General features: G+C 62.5%; 19 protein-coding genes. 9 read left to right on the top strand and 10 right to left on the bottom strand.

What is annotated here, in order from left to right; translation table 11 throughout:
- Positions 1-65 precede the first annotated feature (65 nt).
- The 4 genes from ACUN0E_RS12770 (at position 66) to ACUN0E_RS12785 (ending at position 6116) form a co-directional block, all read left to right on the top strand.
- Positions 66-821 carry a DeoR/GlpR family DNA-binding transcription regulator gene (locus ACUN0E_RS12770; protein ID WP_445566795.1) on the top strand — a complete coding sequence of 252 codons (756 nt, stop codon included), beginning with the start codon at positions 66-68 and terminating at the stop codon, positions 819-821.
- Between the two features lie 437 nt (positions 822-1258).
- Positions 1259-4087 (top strand): xanthine dehydrogenase family protein molybdopterin-binding subunit, encoded by a 2829-nt coding sequence (locus ACUN0E_RS12775; protein WP_445566796.1) that lies wholly within the window; start codon positions 1259-1261, stop codon positions 4085-4087.
- Positions 4084-4830 carry a (2Fe-2S)-binding protein gene (locus ACUN0E_RS12780; RefSeq protein WP_445566797.1) on the top strand — a complete coding sequence of 249 codons (747 nt, stop codon included), beginning with the start codon at positions 4084-4086 and terminating at the stop codon, positions 4828-4830. The genes ACUN0E_RS12775 and ACUN0E_RS12780 overlap by 4 nt, the downstream gene beginning before the upstream one ends.
- Positions 4827-6116 carry a c-type cytochrome gene (locus ACUN0E_RS12785; protein WP_445566798.1) on the top strand — a complete coding sequence of 430 codons (1290 nt, stop codon included), beginning with the start codon at positions 4827-4829 and terminating at the stop codon, positions 6114-6116. The genes ACUN0E_RS12780 and ACUN0E_RS12785 overlap by 4 nt, the downstream gene beginning before the upstream one ends.
- Positions 6117-6255: 139 nt before the next feature.
- On the opposite strand, the gene ACUN0E_RS12790 is transcribed toward ACUN0E_RS12785, so the two are convergent.
- Positions 6256-6663 (bottom strand): SRPBCC family protein, encoded by a 408-nt coding sequence (locus ACUN0E_RS12790; protein WP_408236224.1) that lies wholly within the window; start codon positions 6661-6663, stop codon positions 6256-6258.
- 131 nt (positions 6664-6794) lie between these two features.
- Between ACUN0E_RS12790 and ACUN0E_RS12795 the strand changes: the two genes are divergently transcribed.
- A complete protein-coding gene (locus ACUN0E_RS12795) occupies positions 6795-7211 on the top strand; it encodes a hypothetical protein (protein ID WP_408236227.1) in 417 nt (138 codons plus the stop codon).
- 636 nt (positions 7212-7847) lie between these two features.
- On the top strand, positions 7848-8798 hold the full coding sequence (locus ACUN0E_RS12800; protein WP_445570427.1) for a peptidoglycan DD-metalloendopeptidase family protein: 951 nt from the start codon (positions 7848-7850) through the stop codon (positions 8796-8798).
- A 133-nt stretch (positions 8799-8931) separates the two neighbouring features.
- Here ACUN0E_RS12800 and ACUN0E_RS12805 read toward each other — a convergent pair whose 3' ends face one another.
- A complete protein-coding gene (locus tag ACUN0E_RS12805; protein ID WP_445566799.1) occupies positions 8932-9750 on the bottom strand; it encodes an alpha/beta fold hydrolase in 819 nt (272 codons plus the stop codon).
- Positions 9751-10210: 460 nt separating this feature from the next.
- Positions 10211-10609, bottom strand: coding sequence for a hypothetical protein (locus ACUN0E_RS12810; protein ID WP_325042634.1), 399 nt, complete (start codon positions 10607-10609; stop codon positions 10211-10213).
- A 441-nt stretch (positions 10610-11050) separates the two neighbouring features.
- On the opposite strand from ACUN0E_RS12810, the gene ACUN0E_RS12815 reads away from it, so the two are divergent.
- Genes ACUN0E_RS12815 through ACUN0E_RS12825 form a run of 3 tightly spaced genes read left to right on the top strand, consistent with a single transcriptional unit; the run spans position 11051 to position 15044 of the window.
- Positions 11051-11506 (top strand): (2Fe-2S)-binding protein, encoded by a 456-nt coding sequence (locus tag ACUN0E_RS12815; RefSeq protein WP_408509404.1) that lies wholly within the window; start codon positions 11051-11053, stop codon positions 11504-11506.
- Position 11507: 1 nt separating this feature from the next.
- The gene (locus ACUN0E_RS12820) at positions 11508-13751 is read left to right on the top strand and encodes a molybdopterin cofactor-binding domain-containing protein (RefSeq protein WP_445566800.1); all 2244 of its coding nucleotides are present in this window, start codon (positions 11508-11510) and stop codon (positions 13749-13751) included.
- A 12-nt stretch (positions 13752-13763) separates the two neighbouring features.
- Positions 13764-15044, top strand: a complete 1281-nt coding sequence (locus tag ACUN0E_RS12825; RefSeq protein WP_445566801.1) for a c-type cytochrome — start codon at positions 13764-13766, stop codon at positions 15042-15044.
- 149 nt (positions 15045-15193) lie between these two features.
- On the opposite strand, the gene ACUN0E_RS12830 is transcribed toward ACUN0E_RS12825, so the two are convergent.
- The 7 genes from ACUN0E_RS12830 to ACUN0E_RS12860 all read right to left on the bottom strand — a co-directional run bounded on the left by ACUN0E_RS12830 (position 15194) and on the right by ACUN0E_RS12860 (position 21698).
- A complete protein-coding gene (locus tag ACUN0E_RS12830) occupies positions 15194-15850 on the bottom strand; it encodes an amino acid ABC transporter permease (protein WP_408236242.1) in 657 nt (218 codons plus the stop codon).
- 2 nt (positions 15851-15852) lie between these two features.
- Positions 15853-16605, bottom strand: coding sequence for an amino acid ABC transporter permease (locus ACUN0E_RS12835; RefSeq protein ID WP_445566802.1), 753 nt, complete (start codon positions 16603-16605; stop codon positions 15853-15855).
- 67 nt (positions 16606-16672) lie between these two features.
- Positions 16673-17497, bottom strand: coding sequence for a transporter substrate-binding domain-containing protein (locus ACUN0E_RS12840; RefSeq protein ID WP_445566803.1), 825 nt, complete (start codon positions 17495-17497; stop codon positions 16673-16675).
- A gap of 116 nt (positions 17498-17613) precedes the next feature.
- Positions 17614-18687, bottom strand: coding sequence for an ABC transporter ATP-binding protein (locus ACUN0E_RS12845; RefSeq protein WP_445566804.1), 1074 nt, complete (start codon positions 18685-18687; stop codon positions 17614-17616).
- A gap of 49 nt (positions 18688-18736) precedes the next feature.
- Positions 18737-19627 carry an ABC transporter permease gene (locus ACUN0E_RS12850; RefSeq protein ID WP_445566805.1) on the bottom strand — a complete coding sequence of 297 codons (891 nt, stop codon included), beginning with the start codon at positions 19625-19627 and terminating at the stop codon, positions 18737-18739.
- Entirely contained in the window at positions 19624-20598 is a 975-nt protein-coding gene (locus tag ACUN0E_RS12855) for an ABC transporter permease (RefSeq protein WP_445570428.1), read from the bottom strand. Before ACUN0E_RS12855 ends, ACUN0E_RS12850 begins: the two co-directional genes overlap by 4 nt.
- Positions 20599-20603: 5 nt before the next feature.
- Positions 20604-21698 (bottom strand): ABC transporter substrate-binding protein, encoded by a 1095-nt coding sequence (locus ACUN0E_RS12860; RefSeq protein WP_408338595.1) that lies wholly within the window; start codon positions 21696-21698, stop codon positions 20604-20606.
- Positions 21699-22145: the final 447 nt, after the last annotated feature.

Genomic DNA, 22145 nt, shown 5'->3' on the forward strand with positions numbered 1-22145 from the left:
GTGCAGTTTCATGCAAAAACAAGAAATTTCGTGCAATCTATCAAAATGCCTTCAGGACTGCCGCCGTGCTCACATCGCAAAGAAAACAGTTGATCCTCGAAGCGCTCAAGCGTGACGGTCAGGTGATCGCCAAGACGTTGAGCGTCGAATTCGACGTTTCCGAAGACACCCTTCGGCGCGATTTGCGCGAACTTGCCGCCGAGGGGCAGCTTCAGCGCGTGCATGGCGGCGCGTTGCCGGCCTCGCCGGCGGCGGTGGATTTCGCCGGGCGCGAGCGCATCGAATCGACCTCGAAAGCGGCGATCGGCCGGGCGGCGGCGGGCCTGATCGGGCGCGGCCAGATCGCGTTCATCGATGGTGGTACGACGGCCGTGCAACTGGCGCGTCATTTGCCGCGCCAGTTGCGCGCGACGATCGTCACACACAGCCCGAGCATCGCGGTCGAACTGGCGGAGCATACGGAACTCGAAGTCCTCATGATCGGCGGCCGTCTGTTCCGCCATTCAATGGTCAACGTGGGCGCAGCCGCTATTGAAGCCCTCAGCCACATTCGCGCCGACCTCTATTTCATGGGCGCGACCGGTGTGCATCCGCAAGCGGGTCTGAGCACCGGCGATATGGAGGAGGCCTACGTTAAGCGTGCGCTCGCGGAACATGCGGCGGAAACGGTGGTGCTGGCGTCGGCGGAAAAACTCAATGCGGCGTCGGCGTACAAGATTGCGGATGTGACGGCGGCCAGTACGATCGTCGTCGAGCGGAATACGCCAGCGGTGCTTACCGCGCCGTTCGAGGCATTGGGCATCACGATCCTGCGGGCTTAGTCAAGCATGCTTGCAAGTCGAAAACCGGGCGACCGGGACCGCTGCGAGACCAATACAAAAAACGTCGTAAACCGAACGCTATAGCGGTTCATACTCAATCCGTTATTTGCGAGATAGCTGACAAAAATTGACGCACCGTGCGTCTAAACAGCGAGATAATCCCGGCCCTTGCCCTCTGTAGGGCAGGGAAAAGGCAACTCACGGTAGCTCCAGGTAAATCAGATCGACTGCGGCATTGCCGAAGTGATGGCTGCTGCACGTCGCCGGTACGCCCGGGCGCACACTAGCGTCCGCGGTTCGAACACCTCCCTCGTGGTTTACAGCCGTTCAGCGCAGGTCCGCCGCGTGTAAGCTGGCATGTGGCCGCGCCGCGCCGGCCTGTGTTCCGCGTTTGTCCTGCTATTGGGTTGCCGCTGTGTTCACTAAAGGAGAAGTCCATGGGGAAACTCGACCTTTCACGTCGTAGTTTTCTGAAGGCCAGCGTGTTGGCGGGTGTGTCGGTGTATATCGCGCCGATGGGCAGCCGCGCATTCGCTGCGTTGTTCGAAGAAAAAATTCTGACACCAGTTCAGTGGGACGCCGCCAACGGGCAGGCGAAATTCCGCATCGACGGTATCGCCAAAGTGACGGGCTCGAAAGTGTTCGCGCGCGACATCCGCGCGACCGACATGCCGCACTGGCCGCAGCAGCAGTCGCACGCGTTCATCCTGCGCACGACGCAAGCCGACCGCAGCTATGAAGGCTTCGACCTGTCGTTGCTTGGTGACGAACTGAAGCCCGATCGCGTGGTTACGGCGGACGATCTGACGCGCGACGGCCTGATCTTTCCGGCTTTCTACGGCGACGACATGTTGCTGCCGCCGGGCAAGACGCCTGCGTATCTCGGCCAGGCGGTCGCGATCCTGATCTATCACGACTTCGCGCGCTTTCGCTTTGCAAAAGACAAACTGAAGTTTCAGGATCAGGTCATCCGTTACGGCGCGCAAACCGGGCCGCTCGAACGCGATCCGTGGGGCACGTTCCGCTTCGTGCGCGTCGGCGGCAAGACGCCGTATGACGACGACATCTTCTCCAGTCTGAAAGACGCGCCGGTGTTCCCGAGCATGATGCGCAAGCACCAGCCGGTGTGGCCGGACGGCGTCGAACACGGCAAGCTCGACGAGCAGGGCATGTTTCATGCCGCTCAGATCCAGCAGGAGCTGGATCATCCGTCGGCGGACTGGCTGGTGATGGAGCGCGAGTACAACACGCAGTCGATCGACACGGCCGCGCTCGAACCCGACAACGCGAACTGCTGGTACGACGCGGCGACGCAATCGCTGCACATGGTCGTGCCGACCCAGGCGCCGTCCGAGGTCGTCGACAGCGCGGTCGGCATGGTCGCGAAGTGCGCGTTCCCGGTGAAGAACCTGTTCGTTCACCCGTGCTACACAGTGGGCTACGGTTCGAAAGATCACTTCAACGTGCCGTTCTACGGCCTCGTCTGCGCGATGTATGCGGATGGGCGCCCGGTGCGTCTTGCCAACGATCGCTACGAGCAGTTCCAGACGTCGTTGAAACGCCATGCGTTCAAGATGAACTACCGGATCGCGGTCGATAAAAACACGGGTCTGTTGCAGTCGTTCAAGGCCGAGATGGAAGCAAACGGCGGCGGGCGGTGTAACTTTTCGCCCTCGGTGGCGATGGTCGGCGCGACTGCGGCGCAGTCGATCTACTACTTCCCGAAGAACGATCTGTCAGCGGTTGCGGTCGCCTCGCGCGCAATCGACGCCGGTTCCGCACGCGGCTACGGCACGCTGCAAAGCATGGCCGCGACCGAGATGATGGTCGACGAAATCGCTGCGCAACTGAATGTCGATCCAATCGACTTCCGCCTGAAGAACGGGCTGCGTTCGGGTATGAAGAACACGCAGGGCGCGGTGCCGGCCGGCGCGATTCGGGTCGACGATGTGTTGCAGAAGGCGAAGGTTCATCCGCTGTGGGTGAATCGCGCGAAGCGTAAAGCCGAATTCGAAGCCGCGCATCCGGGCAAGCGTTATGGCGTCGGCTTTGCATGTGTGCAGAAGGACTTCGGCACCGGCGCGGAAACCTCGTTCGCGAAGGTCGAGTTCAGCGCTGACGGGAAGGTCAGCCTGCAGCACACGGCTGCTGAAATCGGCACGGGCGTGTCGACCTCGCAGGCGATCGCCGTCGCGAAGTGGCTCGGCAAGCCGGCCACCGACGTACATGTCGCGATCACCGATTGGCCCGACCTGCCGGTCGTCACGAGCGGCGATCCGTACATGATGTCGCAAGCGGACCAGGACAAGCTGGCCGCGAATCCGCGCTGGTCGCCGGGTTATGCGTCGCCTTCGAGCGCGACGAACTCCGCGTTCTATTTCACGCACAGCACGCGCGAAGCGGCGCGCGTCGTTTTCGCGCACGGCTTGTGGCCGGCTGCGATGGCGATCTGGAGCCAAGGCGGCGGCGGTGGTCAAGCCGCGCCGCTGATGGTTCGCATCGAAGACGCGCGTTGGGTTGACGGTAAGCTGTCCGCGGCCGGGCTCGAGGCACTGCCGTTCGAACAGCTCGCGAAGAAGGCGCATGAATTGGGTCTCGTAACCGGCGCGACCGTGCACGTGTTCAATCGCTGGCAATGGACCGAGTCGGACTTCGAGATCGACGGCAGCGCCGAGCGTTTGCCGCTCGATGGGCTCGCGCTTCGATACGGCGACAACGCTTCCGCCGATAAAAAGAAACTGCAAACTACCGCGAACCACTACCGCGTGCTCGACCGTCAGCGCGTGTTTATTCCACCGGTTCAGCGCAACAACGCGGCTGTGACGTACTACAGCGCGGTCGGCACCCTGGTCGAGCTGTCAGTGCATGAGGCGAGCGGCAAGGTCGACCTGCTCGCGCATCACTCGATCATGGAATGCGGCAATCAGCTCTCGCCGCAACTGGTGTCGGGCCAGCTGCAAGGCGGTCTCGCCATGGGCATTGGTCATGCATTGCACGAGTACCTGCCGCTATACGAAGACGGTCCGGGCAACGGCACATGGAACTTCAACCGGTATCACTTGCCGCGCGCGACTGACGTCGCCGTCTGGGCCCAGACCGGTGAAGTGTTGCCGCCGCTCACCGAAACGGATCCACCGAAGGGCATCGCCGAAGTGGTGATGATTCCGGTGGTCGGCGCCATCGTAAACGGTATCGCGCACGCGATCGGCCATCGCTTTACCGACCTGCCGGTCACCCCGCAACGTATTCAGGAGGTGCTCGCATGACGGCCCCCACTCAACCCCCCGTTAATGCTGCAAGCGGCGCCAGCGCGGCCGGTGCTCTTGCTGCTTCAGGCGCTGCTTCCGCTGCTTCAGGTTCTTCCGTTGGCTCGGGCGCTGCTGTCGCCAACGCGGCTTCCGGCGCCTCGAGCGTTGCCGCCGGCGCGCCGGGCGCTACCGTGGTCGAGCGTCCGTTGACGCATTTCCGCACGCTGCCGGTGTCGGTCAAGGTGAACGGCGAGATCGTCGGCCCGACCGACGTGCCCGCCGGTCTGATGATGATCGATTTTCTGCACGAGTATCTGCACCTGACCGGCTCGCGCCTCGGCTGCGGCCAGGGCATCTGCCACGCGTGCGTCGTGATCGTCGACAAGCCGGACGGCACCAGCGAAGAAGTGCGCACCTGCATCACGGGCGCGAACTTTTTCCACGGCAAAACCATCCGCACGATCGAAGGCCACGCGAAGCGCAACGAAGCAGGCGAGGTGATCGAACTGTCGCCGATCCAGCAGAAGTTTCTCGAGCACTTCAGTTTTCAGTGCGGCTACTGTACGCCCGGTTTCGTCAACGCGGCGACCGTGCTGATCGAACGTCTGAAGCGTCAGCCGATCACCAAAGACCAGGTCGAGCAAACCATCACCGAAGGGCTGAACGATCACATCTGCCGGTGCACGGGCTACGTGCGTTACTACGAAGCCGTGAAGGAAGTCGTGATGACCACGCCCGGCCTCGTAAAGGACGCCGCATGATGAGCCCCTCGATGAATGTGCGTCGTGCGCTGCTGTTGCTCGCCACGGCTGCTTTGCTAAGTGCTTGCGGCAAACACGACGACTCCGCTGCTGCGATGCAGGCCGCCGCCGCGCTGGGGCCGCAATCCACCGCCGCCGATCCGCTCGCGCGCGGCCGCTATCTCGTCAAAGCCGCCGACTGCGCCGCCTGCCACACCACGGCAGATAGCGCGCCGTTCGCCGGCGGCGTGAAGCTGGCCTCGCCGTTCGGCACCTTCTACGGCACCAACATCACGCCGGACAAGGATCACGGTATCGGCAACTGGAGTGCGGACGATCTGTACAAGGCGCTGCACGACGGCGTTACGCCGACCGGGCAGTTGTATCCGGCCATGCCGTATACGTCGTACCGTCAACTGTCGCGTGCGGATAGCGATGCCATCTACGCGTATTTGATGGCACAGAAGCCGGCAGCCGTGGCAAACCGCGAACCCGAACTGTCGTTCCCGTTCAACATGCGTTTTGGCGTGCGCTTCTGGGACTGGGTCTTCCTGACGGACACATTGCCGGATGCATCGAAAGGGCAATCCCCCACCGGGACTTCCTCAGGAGCATCCTCGGACTGGAATCGCGGGCGCTATCTGGTGAACGCGCTTGGCCATTGCGCCGAATGCCATACACCGCGCGGCAAGTTCGGCCAGCTCGACGGCGCGAAGCCGCTGACGGGCGCGGCGCTCGGCCGGATCGCCGCACCGGACATCACGCCGCATGGTTTGGCGGCGCGTGGCTGGAATGCCGCCGACCTGCAGGCGTTCTTCGCCACCGGTATCGCGCCGCAAGGCTCGGCTTTCGGCGAGATGTATCCGGTTGTGCATCTGAGTACTCAGTACATGACGCACGACGATCTGCGCGCGATGTCGACGTATCTGCTCGGCGACCAGGCTCCGGCGCCGCAACCGTTGCAGTCGGTCTCCGCCGATGCCGCGCAACTCGAGGCGGGGCGCAATGTGTATCTCGCGGTGTGTGCCGGCTGTCACGGGCTTGGCGGTGCGGGCAAGCCGCACGTCGCCGTGCCGATGCATGCCAACTCGACCGTGCGCCAAAGCGATGCACATAACCTGATTGTGGCGATGCTGGACGGCATTGGCGCGCAGGATTTTCCGGGCCTTGAACGGATGCAGGACATGCCGGGATTCGCTACGCAACTCAGCGACACGGAACTCGCGCAACTCGCGAATTACCTGCGCGCGACGTATGGCGGCCAACCTGCCGACGTGACGGCCGATGCGGTGAAAGCACTGCGATAAGGTGTGTCACGCGTTGGGCGCTGCAAGTCTGGCGTCGAGCGTGATTTAGGGAATAGCCGGTGCCGTTAAAGGCGCCGGCTTTTTTTATGCGTGGGCCGCGATGCGCAATATCAACACGCAGCAGCTTCCGGCAAACACGTCAACCTTGCTCTTCCAGCAACGCCTTCAGTTTAGCGAGATCGCGCTCGACCCACTGCGCGTCGGCGGCGAATTTCTCATCTGTCATGCCAGGCACGCGAAACAGGGTGAACTGCACGTCGCTGCCGCTGCCATTGGCGATCACCCGCAGCGGGATGTAGATCTCGTTGCCGTCGGGCAAGAGCACATAGTGGTCGAGCACACCGTAGTCGTTGATGGCGGAGAAGCGCACGGTTACCGGGCCTTCGCTGCCTTCGAATATCCACTTCGTACCTTCGTGGCTCAGCGGTTTGCCAAGCCCCGATGCCCAGATCGGAAACGCTTCCGGTGGCGAAGTGAAAGCGTAGACATCGCGCCAGTCGCGTGCGATATGGGCGCTGATGATTTGCGCTTGTGAAGGCAAGGTCATTGTGTCTCCTGTGAATGGCGCGTAATGAACTCGCGCGCATGGGTCTGCTCAAATGGTATCGCGCCGCTACCGCCCAGCGGCACGGCCTACGTTTCGCCGTAGACCAATCGGGTTCCCTTCACGGAGACTTCATGAATAATCTCGCGACGCAGACTCTTCCTCATCATAGTTCCCCTAATTCGCTGGGTGCGCCGCTCGCCTGTGTGCAAGCCACGATCAGCAAAGTGTTCCTCAGCCCCGAGTTTCACCATGCCGCCGATCATCAGCAATTCGTCATCAAGATCGACACGGTCGTGAAGTTCGAGGGCGGCACGCAGAACCTTGTCGGCACGGAGGTATTCGTTGCCGTGCGCTTCGGCGATAGCGAGGGGCTCGCGCAGCAAATCCCCGGCTTGCAGGTGGGGCAACCGATCGAGGTGCAAGGCGAATACATTTCCGAAGCCAGCGCCTATCCCACCGCCGATAACAGCAACCCTGTTCTGCCGGTGCTGCACTTCACGCATCATCCGGTCGGCTACGTGAAGTATCAAGGCCAAACCTACAGCTAGTCGGCCGCTGTCTTATCGAGCAGGATGGGCAGAGGCTCGTGTGCTCGCCAACACATTTTTCCCTCCACGCTTAGCGTTGCGGCGACCGGCGATTCAAGTTTTGGCGGCGTTTTGCCGTTAAAGCAAACGTTATCGTCCGGTCGTCCGGCGGCGCAGCCGTTTACGGGTTTTGCGACGGTGCGTGTGGGCGCTTCAAGCTACCACTATGCATGCGGCGCGAACGGATCTGGAACGCCGGCTAATACAACACTAGGGCAGTGGTAACCGGACCTGCACGGAGCAGCGGCTGCTCGAGAGCATGCCGCGCCGGACTGGTTGCACGCGCAACCGTGTCTGCAACACCGTGCGTAAGGTTTGTATCAAAACGTGTGAGACGGGACGTTTTTTGCAAAACGCACTTTACAATTCCGCGTGAATTTTAATCGGCAATCTGGCCCTTTTCGCGGAAGATCGCCTCTTATCGGCATCGGACATCAGCAGGGCGAAAGGGGTTGGGTTGGACGGCAGGGCATGGGTGGGCGTCGCACGAGGCGGCCTCGCTGTGTCGCGAAAGAAGGCAGCGCTTCGTCAGAATGCGCGCGTCGTACGCGACAGGGCGGCACCCATCCCGCCAATAAAAAGCAGGAGTCGAACATGTTGGGAAAGCGTTTCGACAGAACGATGATGGCCAGTCTGGCTGGCGCGTGGGTCGCGCTGGCGGTCAGCGGTTGTGCGAATGTGGGGCAGCAGGGCGCGCAGACCGGCGCGGCAGTGGGCGCATCGGGTACATCGGCCGCGTCCGCTGTGCCGGCGGCGGCTGCGGCGCCAGCTTCCAATGTCGTCGCAGGCACGTCGGTTCTGCCAGCCGCGGACGACGGCACGCCGCTAAAAAAGGCGCCGCCGTTGGTGTATCGCGTCAAGCGTGGCGACACGTTGGCGCGCGTTGCGCAGCGTCATCATTGCAGTGTCAGGCAGTTGCAGGCGTGGAATGATCTCAAGCCTTCCTCGCGGTTGAAGCAGGGGCAGGTGCTGCACGTCGCCTCGCCGGAAACGGTGCGGGCAGTCAATGCGGCCAACGCTGCAGCGGCTGCGGCGGCGTCCGCTGTTCCGCTTGCAGCGCGGCAGACGTCGGCGGCAACCACGTCGCAGGCAGCGGCACAGTCCGCCACACCCGCATCCGCGCCTAGCGCCGCCGAGGTGCGCGAAGTCGCGCAAGAGACTTCGCGGCACGCGAACGGCGTGTCGCTGGCATGGCCTGCGGGTGGCCGTGTAGTCGAAGCTTTCCAGCCGGGTGAAACGCGCGGCATCGAAATCGGCGGCAAGGCGGGCGATCCGGTAAGGGCCGCGGCCGACGGCAAGGTGATGTACGCCGGCACCGGTCTGAATAGCTACGGCAGTCTGATCATCGTCCAGCACAACAAGGACTTTCTGACCGCGTACTCGCATAACCGCAAGCTACTGGTCAAAATCGGTGACGTCGTGCGGCAAGGTCAGCAGATTGCCGAGATGGGCGATGAAAATAACTCGCGCGTTTCCGTGGGCTTCGAGTTGCGCCGCGACGGCAAGCCGATCGATCCGATGCCGTATTTGCCGCAAGGCCGCGGCTAGCGGTATATCAGCGGGCGTTTCCGTCGCATCGGCACAAGCAGCGATCCCGGTAAATCATTTGCCGGGGCCGCTGTTTTTCCACATCCACGCATCCGTATCCGGTACTGAATAGCGCCGGTAACGGCCCACGCCTTCAACCGAACCAGCGCAGCGCCGCCGCGACGATCGCTTCGGGCGCATCTTCCTGCATCAGATGCCCGGCCTTGGGCACCGCCTGAAAGCGTGCCTCCGGTATGGCTGCCGCCAGGTGCCGGCCGCGTTCGAGCGGAATCCACTGGTCTTCCACACCCCACAGGATTTGCGTCGGGCAACGTATCTGCGAATAGCGTGCTTCGACCTCGTCGGTATAACGCTGATCCATTTGGGCGATCTGGCGATAGAACGCGGCTCGTCCGGTTGCGCCGAGCCACGGCGTCACATAAGGCGCGAGTTCCTCGTCCGGAATGTCGCGAGCGATGGCGCCACGCACGTACGCCTTCACCACCGCTTCATGGATATAGGGCGGCAGCCCGGCGAACGCCGCGCCGTGTTCGCGCACGTGCCGCACGAACGGCGAACCCCATGGCGCGACGGCAACCGGATCGATCAGTATGAGGCTCCGGTAGTCACACCCGTCAATGAGATGCGCGCGCAAGGAAGTTGCGCCGCCGAAATCGTGCGCGATGACGTCTGGACTCTTCAGTTGCCAATGCGCGAGCAATTCCGCCAGCAGCACGTTCTGCACACCGAGCGAGACATCCTGAGCGTCGCGCTGTTCGGATTGCCCGTAGCCAAGCAGATCGTAGTAATAGACGGTGCGAATCTGTGCGAGATGCGGAGCGATGCGATGCCACACATACGAAGAAAACGGTGTGCCATGAACCAGCACCAGCGGCGGACCGTTGCCGGCCACGTTAAAGCGCACGGTTTGATCGCGGAACGTATAGCGTTCGGGAAGCGGCCAGTTTTGCATAACGGTGAGTGTCGTGAGAAAGCCTGCTTACCTTAGCAGGGTGTTCCAAAGCGCGCTGAAAGGCATTTCGTAGCATCCGCTGAAAGCATCCCGCAAAAGCTCACCTTTGTTTTATTCAGCAAAGCCAGGCAAATTCAAAAGATTGTGATTGACGGCCGCACTGGATTGAGCGGTGAGCGGCGCAGGTACGGCCCACTATTACGAATCGAGCATAAATCACCTTGAAATAAGGTGTCGTTGTGCTGGCTGGATGCGGAAAGCCTGGTAATCGTCGCGAATGCGTCGATCCTGTATTCAACAAGACGACGCGTGATCGACCGAAATGCACGCCTGGCAATGGTGAGTGAATTCGGGAGCCAAAGGTGCCAGCATCACCAGCACATCGTGCTGCCGCGCTCAACCACAGCGACGACGCCTGGCTAATGCCAGCGAATCCCCAGACGAAGTAACGCGCCGCCGGCTACTTCGATTCAGTGCCGCGCAGCAGTTGCGAAACCTGCCCGTGATGATGCAGGATCGCCGGGTCGGCTTGCAGGAGCGGCAGGTAGCGCGGCAGGAACGCGTTGTCGGGCTGGTCGGGAGAAAAGAGGCCGGTGATTGCTTCGGCTGCGGCGAGCCGATCGGCAGCATCCGCTTCCTTGTCGTCGAGAATTTCGTCGACGTTCGCGATCACCGTGGAGAGCGGCGTGAGCCAGCGGAACCCCGAACCGTTGATGAGTACTTGCAGGAACGCTGCCGGTGTCACGGGGCCGAATTCCTTTTCGTACGATGCACGCTCGTGATCGAGAATCGACTTATGCAGCGCCAGTAGCGGTCTGCGAATCTCCGAGAGGAATTGAGTGCATTGCTGGTCGTTCATCTTGCCGCTCCTTCGGATAGTCATGCCGGATCAGGCCGGGCGATCGGGTCAAGCCAGATCCATGCTAACAAAATCGCTCGAGGATGCACCAATAAGAATGATGCGCGTACGCGAAGCGCCTCTGATCAAGCCAGTGTGGCAATGGTAACGCATTGATTTGAATCTGGTTTCACTTCCAGAAAGGACTGCGGCCGCCTCTCTTTCGGCGCGTGGACGCCGTGGAGATGCACGCGTTGTCGGCGAACTTCTTTATCCGCGACTACAATTTCCAGGTCCGCTTCCAGCGCGCTCGCGCTGCGCATCATCTAATGTCGTCATTGAACTGCAGCCGCATTGCGTATTAGCACGACTTGCTGAATAAACACGGCAAGTCTTTGCGTTTTGGTTCAACGTCTCTGTCTAAACAGCCTGATAAACAATAAACCCCACCCGGAGCCGCCCATGACAACGTTCAACATCAACGGCCAGACTCATACTGTCGACGCACCGCCCGACATGCCCCTGCTGTGGGTCTTGCGCGACCTCGTCGGCTTGACCGGCACCAAGTTCGGTTGCGGCATTGCGCAATGCGGCGCGTGCACGGTGCATCTCGATGGCGTCGCGGTGCGCTCGTGCGTGCTGCCGGCCGCGGCTGTCGGCGACAAGAAAATCACCACCATCGAAGCGGTCGGCGGCACGCCGGCCGGGCAGAAGGTGCAACAGGCGTGGCGTCAGCTTGACGTCGTGCAGTGCGGCTACTGTCAGTCGGGGCAGGTGATGTCGGCGGCGTCGCTGATCGCGAGCAACCCCGATCCAACCGACGCGGATATCGACGCCGCCATGGCCGGCAACATCTGCCGCTGTGGGACGTACAACCGCATCCGTGCGGCAATCAAGCAAGCCGCGAAGGGAGCCTGACATGTCCCAGGGATTGCTCGATGCACAAAACGGCGCGCAGCCGTCGAAGGGTGGCAACGGTGGTATCACCCGCCGCACGTTCCTTAAGTTCAGCGTCACGGTAGGCGCGGCCACGGGCGGCGGTTTGCTGCTCGGCTTCAGCATGCCGGCCGCGAGTCAGGACCAGAAGGCCGGCAAATCGGTGATCGGTGGCGACGCTGACGAAGCGCCTCAAAACGGCGTGTTCGCGCCGAACGCCTTTATCCAGATCGACACGGCGGGCAAAGTCACCCTGGTGATTCCGAAGGTCGAAATGGGGCAAGGGGTCTACACGTCGATCCCGATGCTGATCGCCGAAGAGCTTGAAGTGCCGCTCGACTCGGTCACGCTCGACCATGCGCCGCCGAACGAAAAGCTCTTCATGGACCCACTGCTCGGCGGCCAGCTCACCGGCGGTTCGACGTCGATCCGCTTTGCGTGGGAACCGATGCGCCGTGCCGGCGCCGCCGCACGCACCATCCTGATCAGCGCTGCCGCGCAGCAATGGCAAGTCGATCCGGCGAGCTGTCATGCACAAGCCGGGCAGGTGATTCATGCGGCCAGCAATCGCAGCATCGGTTACGGGCAGTTGGTGAACGCCGCGGCGAAACTGCCCGCGCCGCAGAACGTACCGTTGAAAGACCCGAAGGATTTCAAGCTGATCGGTACCCCGGTCAAGCGTCTCGATTCGCCTGAGAAGGTGGACGGCACGGCGCTGTTCGGACTGGACGTGCGCGTGCCCGACATGGTCTACGCGGCTATCGCGAATTGCCCGGTGTTCGGCGGTACGCTTGCGAGCGTCGACGATACCAACGCAAAGAAAATCCCCGGCGTGCGCCAGGTCGTCAAGCTCGATAATGCAGTCGCTGTAATCGGCGATCACACGTGGGCCGCCAAACGTGGCTTGCAGGCGCTGGACATCAAATGGAACGAAGGCGCGGGCGCGCAGATAGGGATGAAGCAGATCGTCGACGATCTCGCCAATGCATCGCAACGCAATGGCGCGGTGGCGCGTAAAGATGGCGACGTCGGCAACGCGTTTTCAAACGCGAAGACACGCGTCGATGCCGTGTATCAGCAGCCGTTCCTCGCGCACGCCACGATGGAACCGATCAACTGCACGGTGCACGTGCGGGCCGACGGCTGCGACGTCTGGCTCGGCTCGCAAGTGCCGACGCGGGTGGTGGACGCCGCGGTTGCCGTCACCGGTTTGCCCGCTGACAAGATCGTCGTGCATAACCATCTGATCGGTGGCGGCTTTGGCCGGCGGCTCGAGTTCGACATGGTCACGCAGGCGGTCAAGATCGGCAAACAGGTGTCGACGCCGGTGAAGGTACTGTGGACGCGCGAGGAAGACATCCAGCACGACATGTACCGGCCGTACTACTACGACAAGATCTCCGCCGGACTCGACTCAAACGGCAAGCCAATCGCGTGGCAGCATCGGATTGTCGGCTCGTCGGTGATGGCGCGTTTTGCACCGCCGGCGTTCAAGAACGGTCTCGACCCGGACGCGGTGGAAGTCGCCTCGGACCTGCCGTACGACCTGCCGAATCAACTGATCGACTACGTGCGCCAGGAACCGCATGCTGTTCCCACCGCATTCTGGCGCGGCGTGGGACCGACGCGCGGCACCTTCGTGGTCGAGAGTTTCATCGACGAACTCGCCGCCCAGGCGAAAGTCGATCCGGTCAAATACCGTCAGGATCTGCTCGGCAAAACGCCGCGCGCGCTGAACGTGCTCAATACCGCCACGCAGGCGGCGAACTGGGGCAGTACGGTGCCGAAGGGCCAGGGGCGCGGTGTCTCGGTGATGCATGCGTTCGGCAGCTTCTTCGCGATCGTCGTCGATGTCGCGGTCGATCAGGGCGAGGTGGCCGTCAAGCGTGTGGTGTGCGCGGTCGATTGCGGGATGGTCGTGAATCCGAACACGATCGAAGCGCAGGTGCAGGGCGGCATCATTTTCGGCATCACGGCCGCGCTCTACAGCGAGATCACGATCAAGGACGGTCGCGTCGAGCAGAACAATTTCACCGACTACCGGATGCTGCGGATCGATCAAACGCCGCCTATCGAGGTGCATATCGTGAAGAGCAGCGAGGCGCCGGGCGGCATCGGCGAACCGGGCACGGCGGCGCTCGCGCCCGCTCTGACGAACGCGATTTACGCGGCCACCGGCAAACGGCTGCGGCAATTGCCGGTCGGCAGCCAACTGCAAACCGCCTGACAGGAGCCCAACATGAAAAACACACTCAAGGGTTTCGGTGCGGCGCTGTGCGTGACGTTGCCGTTCCTGACGCAAGCCCCGGCCCAAGCAGCCGATCAGGCGCTGGTGCAGCGCGGCGCCTATCTGGCGAAGGTCGGCGATTGCGTCGCCTGTCATACGGCGCCGAAGGGCAAACCGTTCGCGGGCGGCCTGCCGATGACCACGCCGATGGGCCGGATCTACACCACCAACATCACGCCGGATCAGCAAACCGGCATTGGCAGTTACTCGGAAGAGGACTTTGCGAAAGCGATGCGTGAAGGCGTCGCGAAAGACGGTCACAACCTGTATCCGGCGATGCCGTATCCGTCGTATGCGAAGGTCAACGACGACGACATGAAAGCGCTGTACGCGTACTTCATGAGCGGCGTGGCGCCGGTGCAGCAGGCAAACCGCGAGCCGGACATCAAATGGCCGTTGAACATGCGCTGGCCGCTGAAGTTCTGGAACATGGTGTTCCTGGAGAAGGGCGTCTATCAGGACAAGCCGGGCAAGGATGTCGCGTGGAATCGTGGCGCGTACCTCATTCAGGGCCTGGGGCACTGCGGCTCGTGTCATACGCCGCGTGGCATCGCGTTCCAGGAGAAGGCGCTCGATGAAAGCGGCAGCGCGTTCCTGACGGGCGGCGTGCTCGACGGCTGGTTTGCGGCGAATCTGACCGGCGAACACAACGTCGGGCTGGGTCGATGGAACGATCAGGATCTGCAGGCGTTCCTGAGGACCGGGGCCAATCGCCACGCGTCGGCGTTCGGTTCGATGACCAGCGTGATCAACAACAGCACGCAGGCCATGAACGACACCGACATCGCGGCGATGTCCACGTACCTGAAGTCGCTACCGCCGGCGGCCGGCAATGGTGCGCCGCCCTATACGTACGACAGCCAGGCGACGAAGGTATCGTTGAACCGTCCTGCGAACGATGCCGGTGCGCGTGTTTATACGGCGTATTGCATGCACTGCCACGGCGTCGACGGGCGCGGTTTTGCGCCGATGCTGGCGCCGCTGGCCGGCAACCCGAACGTGCTGGAGAAGGATCCGTCGTCGCTGATCAACGTGACGCTGAACGGCACGGAAGATCTGGTGATCGGCGGCATTCCCGCGCCGTATCCGATGCCGAAGTACGCGCCGGTGCTCAACGATCAGCAGATCGCCGATGTGCTGACCTTCGTGCGGGCCGGTTGGAATAACGGCGGCCCGGCGGTCACGCCAGGTGACGTGGCGAAGTTGCGGAAGTCGACGCAGGCGGCGAAGTAGTCAAATCGCTGTGGCAACAAAAAAGCGGCAACCGTGTAATCCGGTTGCCGCTTTTTTCGTGAATGCGTGCGGGAGCGACAGAGCTTTTCGAGGACCGTCCAGTGCGGCAACGCGCTAATCGAGCGCAGCAAAGAACAGCCCACGGCAAGTTACCGGTGCTGTCCGATCTTCTGCCGCTTCTCCAGCACGCGCGCGTACCACGTCAACGGGAAACACATCGCGAAGTAAATCATCGCGACCATGCCGTAGATCGGGAACGGTCGGAATGCGGCGTTCGTGATCATCGTGCCGGTCTTGGTCAATTCCGTGAAGCCGATGATCGACGCGAGCGCCGTGCTTTTCACCACCTGCACCAGGAAGCCGACGGTCGGCGCCACGGCGATCTTCAGCGCCTGCGGCCAGATGATGTAGCGCAGTTGCTGGCTGAACGTCATGCCGAGACTCGCCCCGGCGGCCCACTGGCCACGTGGCACCGCTTCCACGCAACCGCGCCAGATATCGACCAGATACGCGCTGGTATAAAGCGTCAGCGTGACGGCTGCCGCAACCCAGGGCGACACGTCGACACCTAGCAGCGGCAGGCCAAAGAACGCCAGAAACAGCTGCATCAGCAACGGCGTGCCCTGAAATATTTCCACATACACGACGACGATCCGCCGCAGCCACGGCAACGGCGATACGCGCATCGCGAGCAGAATCAGCCCGACAATGCCGCCGCCGACAAACGCGATCAGCGATAACAACACCGTCCAGCGGGCGGCGAGCAACAGGTTGCGGGCGATGTCCCAGAGGGTGAATTCGACCATGATCAACGCTCCGTCGGCAGGGTGCGGGCGCCGCGCCACATGAGGCGGGTGCGCCAGTTACGCGGCACGCTGTCGCTGCTGCCGCCGCGAGCCACGCGGCCCGCAAAGAGGCTGCGGCCGAGCCGGTTCATGAGTTGCCGCAATACGATCGACAACACCAGATACGTCGCGGTGATGATCACGTAGCTCTCGAACGAGCGGAAGTTGCGCGACTGGATGAAGTTGGCCGCATAGGTCAGATCGGGCACTGAGATCTGCGAGACCACCGCCGAACCGAGCATCACGATCAGTACCTGGCTCAGCAGCGCGGGAAACACGTTGGCGACTGCCTGGGGCAACACGACGTAACGAAACACTTGCCGTCCGTGCAGGCCGAGCGCTTGCGCCGCCTGCACCTGGCCGCGCGGAATCGAATCGATACCGGCGCGCACGATTTCGATCGCGTACGCGCCCAGGTTGACGGTCATCGCCAGAATCGCGGCCTGCACTTCGTCGATATGAATACCGAGGCTGGGCAAGCCGAAGAAGATGAAGAACAACTGCACGATGAACGGCGTATTGCGGATCAACTCGACGTAAGTCGCGACCACCCAGCGCGCCCACTTCGGCCCGGCCACCGCGATGCTCGCGCCGCCAATGCCGACAACGCCGCCGAGCACGGTGGATACGGCGGTCAGCCCCAGCGTGACGGCGACGCCGCGCGCGAGCAGCCCCGCATAGAGGCCGAAGCCGCTGAAATCGAACGCATAGGTCATGACTTGGCGCTCATCGTGAGGTCAAACTCCGGCGCGGACCGGCCTGGCCGGTCCGCGCAAAAAAGGTTCAGAGGTCGGCCGGCAGCGGCGTGCGCAGCCATTTCTGCGAAATCGCGTTCATGGTGCCGTCCTTGCGGGCCTTGGCAATTGTGTCGTCGACTTTCTGCTTCAGACGCGGCTCATTCTTGTTCAAACCGACGTGGTCCGGCGAGCTGAACAGCAAGAACTTCTGCTCCGGATCGTTCGCCGGATGACGCGCAAGAATGGTTGCGCCGACGTCGTTGCCGACTACCATCAACTGTACCTGACCAGAAAGAAACGCCGAAATAGCGCCGTTAGGATCGTCGAAACGTTTGATGTTCGCGCTGGGCGGCGCGATCTTGGTCACGCTCAGGTCTTCCAGCGTGCCGCGCGCGACCGAAATCGACTTGCCGGCGAGGTCGGCGGCGTTCTTCACGGGCAGCGTTTTCGGACCGAAGACGGCGAGGTAGTAGGGCGCGTAAGGCTGCGAGAAGTCGATCACCTTTTCGCGTTCCGGCGTCTGACCGACTGAAAGCAGCATGTCAGCCTTGTGATCGGCGAGGTAGGCCATGCGGTTGTCGCCGGTCACCTGCACGAGCTCGACCTTCGCGTTGAGCGACTTGCCGATCAGATTGGCGACGTCGATGTCGTAGCCCATCGGTTTCATGTCCGGGCCGATCGAGCCGAACGGCGGGTAGTCTTCGAATACACCGATCCGTACCGTGCCGGACTTGGCGATACTGTCGAGCGCGTCGGCATGCGCGGCGGACGAAAACGCGCACAGGGCGCCGACGCCGGTGAAGGCGAGCGTCGCGGCGAGGGTGGCGAAGACGCGGCGCGCATTCGATGGAGCAACTTGGGGCTGATTCATGGTCTTTCCTCTGTCGAAAACTCGGTATTGGAATCGGTTTTTGTGAACGCTTCAGTGGCGTGCCTCGGTGGCGTGTTTCAGTGCCATGCCTCAGTGGCGTTCTTGAGTGACGCGTTTCAATGCGCCGCGCGGGCCGCGATCAGTTTGCACGCGTGCGGTGGCAATTCCGCGAGCACCGGCATGCCGAGCGTCAGCCCCGGTGTTTCGCGTGGCGTGGTCGCGGCGGTCAGCGTGAACCCCGCGCAATCGATCGTCGCTTCGAGCGACGCCCCCACGTCGCGGATAAAAGTCACCGTACCCGCGAGCCGGTTCTGACCCGCAGCATCGGACGCCGATTTGACGCACACGTCCTCCGGCCGGATCAGCAGACGGATATCGCTGCTGGACTCCGGCACCCGCGCTGGTTGCGCAACGGCAATGCGCCTGCCGCCCGGCAGACTGACGCCGCCCGCGCCGTCATAGGTAACCGGCAGGATGTTGCCGAGCCCAATAAAGTCAGCGACGAATTCGCTGACCGGGTCGCGATAAATATCGAGCGGTTTGCCGACTTGCGCAATCCGGCCTTTCTCCATCACCACGATTTCGTCGGCCATCGTCATCGCTTCGCGCTGGTCGTGCGTGACCATGATCGTTGTGATGCCGAGACGCTGTTGCAGCAGGCGGATCTCGACCTGCATCGCTTCGCGCAGTTTGGCGTCGAGCGCGGAGAGCGGTTCGTCGAGCAGCAGCAGTTTCGGTTGCGACGCGATTGCGCGTGCAATCGCCACACGTTGCCGCTGGCCGCCGGAGAGTTGCGTGACCGGCCGGTTAGCCATATGCGGCAACTGGATCAGTTCCAGCAATTCGGTGACGCGGCGCGTTTGCGCGTCTTTCGAGGTCTTGCGCAGCTTGAGCGGATACGCGACGTTCTGCGCGACCGTCATATGCGGAAACAGTGCGAGCGACTGAAACACCATGCCGAAGTCGCGCTGGTTGGCGGGCAGGCGCGTGATGTCACGACCGGCAAAATTGATGTTGCCCGAGCTCGGCGTTTCCAGCCCGGCGATCATGCGCAACAGGGTGGTCTTGCCGCAGCCGGACGGCCCGAGGAAGCACACCAGCTTGCCGTCGGGCACGCTCAGATCGACGCTGTCGACGGCATGGGCCGCGTTGAAGCGCTTGGTCACGGCCTGCAAGGTCAGATGGGTCATCGAATGCTCCAGCAAAAAGGCATCAGCACCGCGCGAATCGAAAGGATGGTCAAAGCGCCACCCCTTCGTCGCCGATCAGCTTTTCGAGCAGCCAGATCAGCGCGAAGTCGATCGCGACGATGAATACGGCGAAACAGAACACGGTCGGATCGAGCGACGACACCGTGCGGCTGTAAAGCCACACCGGCAGCGTCATCGTGTCGATGCCGTACAGGAAGAAGGTCACCGTGAATTCGTTGAACGAGATGATGAACGCGAACAGCATGCCGGCGAGAATACCGGGGCGCATGAGCGGCAGGATTACGTCGATCAGCGCGCGGCTTGGGCTCGCGCCCATCACGCAGGCCGCTTCCTCGAATTCGGGGCCGATCGAGGCCACCGACGCCGCACAATTTTTCACGGTGAACGGCAGGGCCAGAATCACGTGCGCGATGATCAGGCGGAATACGCCGAGTTCGACCGGCAGCACGTTGAACACCAGCAGCAGCGACAAGCCGAGCATCACCAGCGGATAGACGAGCGGCAACGCCACCAGTTGTTCGACCGCGGGTTTGCCGCGAAAACGGTAGCGGCTCAATGCGTAGGCGGCGGGCACCGAGACGAGCGTGGCGATGACCATCGTCGAGAGCGCGACGATCAGGCTCGTGCTGAGCGCGGCGCCCATCGAGAGCGCGTCGCTTGCATCCGGCGAGACGAAGCTGTGCCACGCTGCGCGGTACCAATGCAAGCCGTAGGCATGCGGCGGGAATTCGAGCGTGTCGGCCGCGCTGAACGACATCGTGATCATCGTCAGGATCGGCAGCGCGGCGAGAAACAGCACGACGGCGGCGAGCAGCGCGGTGGCTTTGCCGAGCTGGCCGGGCATGGTCATCGGCAAACGCGGCAGGCGCGGTGAACCCGGCGGACGCATCAGGCGTGGGGTTTGAACCGGCGTGCTCATGCGTGGGGCTCCTCGGTGAGATGTTGCGTACGGCGCACGAGGCGCTGTGACAGCGCCATCACCGTAAGCGTCGCGATCATCAGGACGACGCCCGATGCGGAAGCGGCGGGCCAGTTCAGCAAGGGCGCGACCTGGTCGTGGACCAGCACGGCGAGCATCGGCACACGGCGTCCGCCGAGCAGCAGCGGCACGGCGAAGGCGCTGGCGTTGTACGCGAACACGAGCAGGGCGCCGGACACGAGACCTGGCATGGCGAGCGGCAGCAAAACATGACGCAGCGTTTGCCAACGCGTCGCGCCAAGCGTGGCCGCGGCTTCTTCATACGAGCTCGAGACCGCGCGCATGGCACTCGACAACGGCAGCACGGCCAGAGGAAACGCCGTCTGAATCAAACCGAGCAATACGCCGTGTTCGCGATACAGCCACATCACCGGACGGTCGACGAGGCCGCTGCCAAGCAGTGCGTGATTGAGCAGGCCGGCCGGTCCGAGAATGATCAGCCAGCCATACCCTTGCAGCAGCAGATTGACGAGCAAGGGCAGCAGCACGCCCGCGAGCAACAGTCGCCGCGCGAGCCGCGATTTGGTGCGCGCCATTGCCAACGCGACGGGAATGGCCAGCAGCACCGCGCAGATCATGCTTTGGAACGCGAGCTTCAACGTGAGCCATAGCGACTTCAGGAAATAGCCGTCGATGAGATCAGCGTAGTTCTGCAGCGTGAAGCCGTGCCATTCGCTGCCCTGGGTGCCGAAACTCATACGCAGCACGACGAGGGCCGCCGCGCCGAGTATGGCGAGAAATAGCAGGATCGGCGTGAGTAGAAGCCAGGGGCGCACTTTCGCGAGTGCCGTGGACGCCTGCTCGTCCGGTGCGCCGGACGCGGCGCCGGGCGAGCCGGAAGCTGCACCCGCCGCATCACCCGCCGCAGCGTCCGACGTCGATGAGACCCGCCGCGAAAAGCGCGCGAGCATCGCGGTCATGCCGAGAAAATTTCGGTGTAGCGCTTGATCCACGCAGGCTGCACGACGGCGAGCGCCTTGTCGTCATGCAGGATCGCTTTCTCGGCGATCTGCTGCGGACTCGGCACGAACGCGCGGCTTTCGGCGGAAATCACGGCTTTCGAATTGACCGGGCCATTCAGCACGTCGGCAGCCATGCGACCTTGCACGCCGGCGTCGAGAGAATGGTTGATGAAGGCGTGGATCAGATCGCTGTCGGCCGGGTGCGACTTTGGAATCACCGTGAACATCAACTGCGTGGCGAAGCCTTCCTTCATGCCGTAGGTCACGCCCATTTTGTACTCGGGCTTGCGGATCTGGTCGGGGAAAAAAGCCGGCGAATAGATGCCGCCGATATCGAGCGAACCGGTGCGGAACAGATCGGCCACCTGATTCGGGTTCTCGCCGAGCGTCATCACGCGGTCTTTCAACTGCATGAGCTTCTTGAAACCCGGCTCGATGTTCTGTTGCGAGCCGCCGTTCATCTTCGCGGCGATGATCGCGAGGTCCACGGCCTCGGCCCATTCCGGCGGCGGCAGGAAAAGGCGTCCGGCGTACTTCGGGTCCCACAATGTTTCGTATGTGGTCGGTGCGGTCTTGACCGTCGACGTGTTGTAGATCAGGCCGTCCGACCACAGCAGGTAACCGACGCCGAAACCATTCGCCCCCGTGCGGTATTGCGGCGCGACGTCCTTCAGGTTCGGCAGTTTGTCGAGATCGGGCTTCATCAGCAGACCCGCGTCACCGAGACCCGCCGCGCCGACGCCGGCTAGCGTGATGACGTCGTAAGTGGGGCGATCGCCCGCGGCCTTGACCTTGGCGACCATGCCGGAGGTGCCGTCGGCGCGGTCGGCGATGACTTTCGCGCCGGTCTTCGCCATGAACGTGGCAGCGATGTTGCGCAAGGCGGCCGCGCCGGTATCGTCCGACCAGGTCAGCAAGCGTAGCGTCTTGCCGGAGAAGTTGTGCTCCTGTGCTCTCAGATTGATGAACGGCATCGGCAAGGTGGATGCCGCGAGCGCTGCGCCGATCGTCTTGATGGCCTGCCTTCTACCCCGTTTGATCTCTTGCATGGCGGTCTCCTGTGTTGAACGCCTGTTGCCTGGTGAGTTTCGCTCTGACCGCTGCCGCTGCATCGCCCATATGCGCTGCCTGTGGAGCCCAACCGCACGCAATGCCGGATGCGTTGCGTGTGGATGCACTCTAGGTTTGCCAAAATCCCCCAACAAACGAAATATGCGCATGGAGCGCATGACGGAATCTCATGGGTCGGCTGTTGCGCGATGCTAGCGACGGCTTTGCTGCGATCCGTTGGAACGCCGGGACAGTGGCGTATCGGGGTTAACGTCCATGATTTTTTTGCGTGGACGAGCGTGAAGGAGGTATGAGGAAAGCTCGGTTCTGGTGCGGTGTCAGGCGGGATTTGCCCTGAATCGGTGCAGGTGGGTGCGCTTAGGCTGGACCGGATGGTCGCGTCATGAGCCAAATGCATGCGCGTTTGCCCGCGCGCAACGCGTACG

The sequence above is a fragment of the Paraburkholderia sp. D1E genome (assembly GCF_052682275.1).

What these genes read in the sequence shown, in the direction of transcription:
- ACUN0E_RS12825 (WP_445566801.1), top strand. Translation starts at nt 13,764, where the DNA reads ATGAAAAACACACTCAAGGGTTTCGGTGCGGCGCTGTGCGTGACGTTG.
- ACUN0E_RS12830 (WP_408236242.1), bottom strand. Translation starts at nt 15,850, where the DNA reads ATGGTCGAATTCACCCTCTGGGACATCGCCCGCAACCTGTTGCTCGCC.
- ACUN0E_RS12785 (WP_445566798.1), top strand. Translation starts at nt 4,827, where the DNA reads ATGATGAGCCCCTCGATGAATGTGCGTCGTGCGCTGCTGTTGCTCGCC.
- ACUN0E_RS12850 (WP_445566805.1), bottom strand. Translation starts at nt 19,627, where the DNA reads ATGAGCACGCCGGTTCAAACCCCACGCCTGATGCGTCCGCCGGGTTCA.
- ACUN0E_RS12780 (WP_445566797.1), top strand. Translation starts at nt 4,084, where the DNA reads ATGACGGCCCCCACTCAACCCCCCGTTAATGCTGCAAGCGGCGCCAGC.
- ACUN0E_RS12795 (WP_408236227.1), top strand. Translation starts at nt 6,795, where the DNA reads ATGAATAATCTCGCGACGCAGACTCTTCCTCATCATAGTTCCCCTAAT.
- ACUN0E_RS12860 (WP_408338595.1), bottom strand. Translation starts at nt 21,698, where the DNA reads ATGCAAGAGATCAAACGGGGTAGAAGGCAGGCCATCAAGACGATCGGC.
- ACUN0E_RS12805 (WP_445566799.1), bottom strand. Translation starts at nt 9,750, where the DNA reads ATGCAAAACTGGCCGCTTCCCGAACGCTATACGTTCCGCGATCAAACC.
- ACUN0E_RS12820 (WP_445566800.1), top strand. Translation starts at nt 11,508, where the DNA reads ATGTCCCAGGGATTGCTCGATGCACAAAACGGCGCGCAGCCGTCGAAG.
- ACUN0E_RS12835 (WP_445566802.1), bottom strand. Translation starts at nt 16,605, where the DNA reads ATGACCTATGCGTTCGATTTCAGCGGCTTCGGCCTCTATGCGGGGCTG.
- ACUN0E_RS12790 (WP_408236224.1), bottom strand. Translation starts at nt 6,663, where the DNA reads ATGACCTTGCCTTCACAAGCGCAAATCATCAGCGCCCATATCGCACGC.
- ACUN0E_RS12775 (WP_445566796.1), top strand. Translation starts at nt 1,259, where the DNA reads ATGGGGAAACTCGACCTTTCACGTCGTAGTTTTCTGAAGGCCAGCGTG.
- ACUN0E_RS12815 (WP_408509404.1), top strand. Translation starts at nt 11,051, where the DNA reads ATGACAACGTTCAACATCAACGGCCAGACTCATACTGTCGACGCACCG.
- ACUN0E_RS12810 (WP_325042634.1), bottom strand. Translation starts at nt 10,609, where the DNA reads ATGAACGACCAGCAATGCACTCAATTCCTCTCGGAGATTCGCAGACCG.
- ACUN0E_RS12845 (WP_445566804.1), bottom strand. Translation starts at nt 18,687, where the DNA reads ATGACCCATCTGACCTTGCAGGCCGTGACCAAGCGCTTCAACGCGGCC.
- ACUN0E_RS12855 (WP_445570428.1), bottom strand. Translation starts at nt 20,598, where the DNA reads ATGCTCGCGCGCTTTTCGCGGCGGGTCTCATCGACGTCGGACGCTGCG.
- ACUN0E_RS12840 (WP_445566803.1), bottom strand. Translation starts at nt 17,497, where the DNA reads ATGAATCAGCCCCAAGTTGCTCCATCGAATGCGCGCCGCGTCTTCGCC.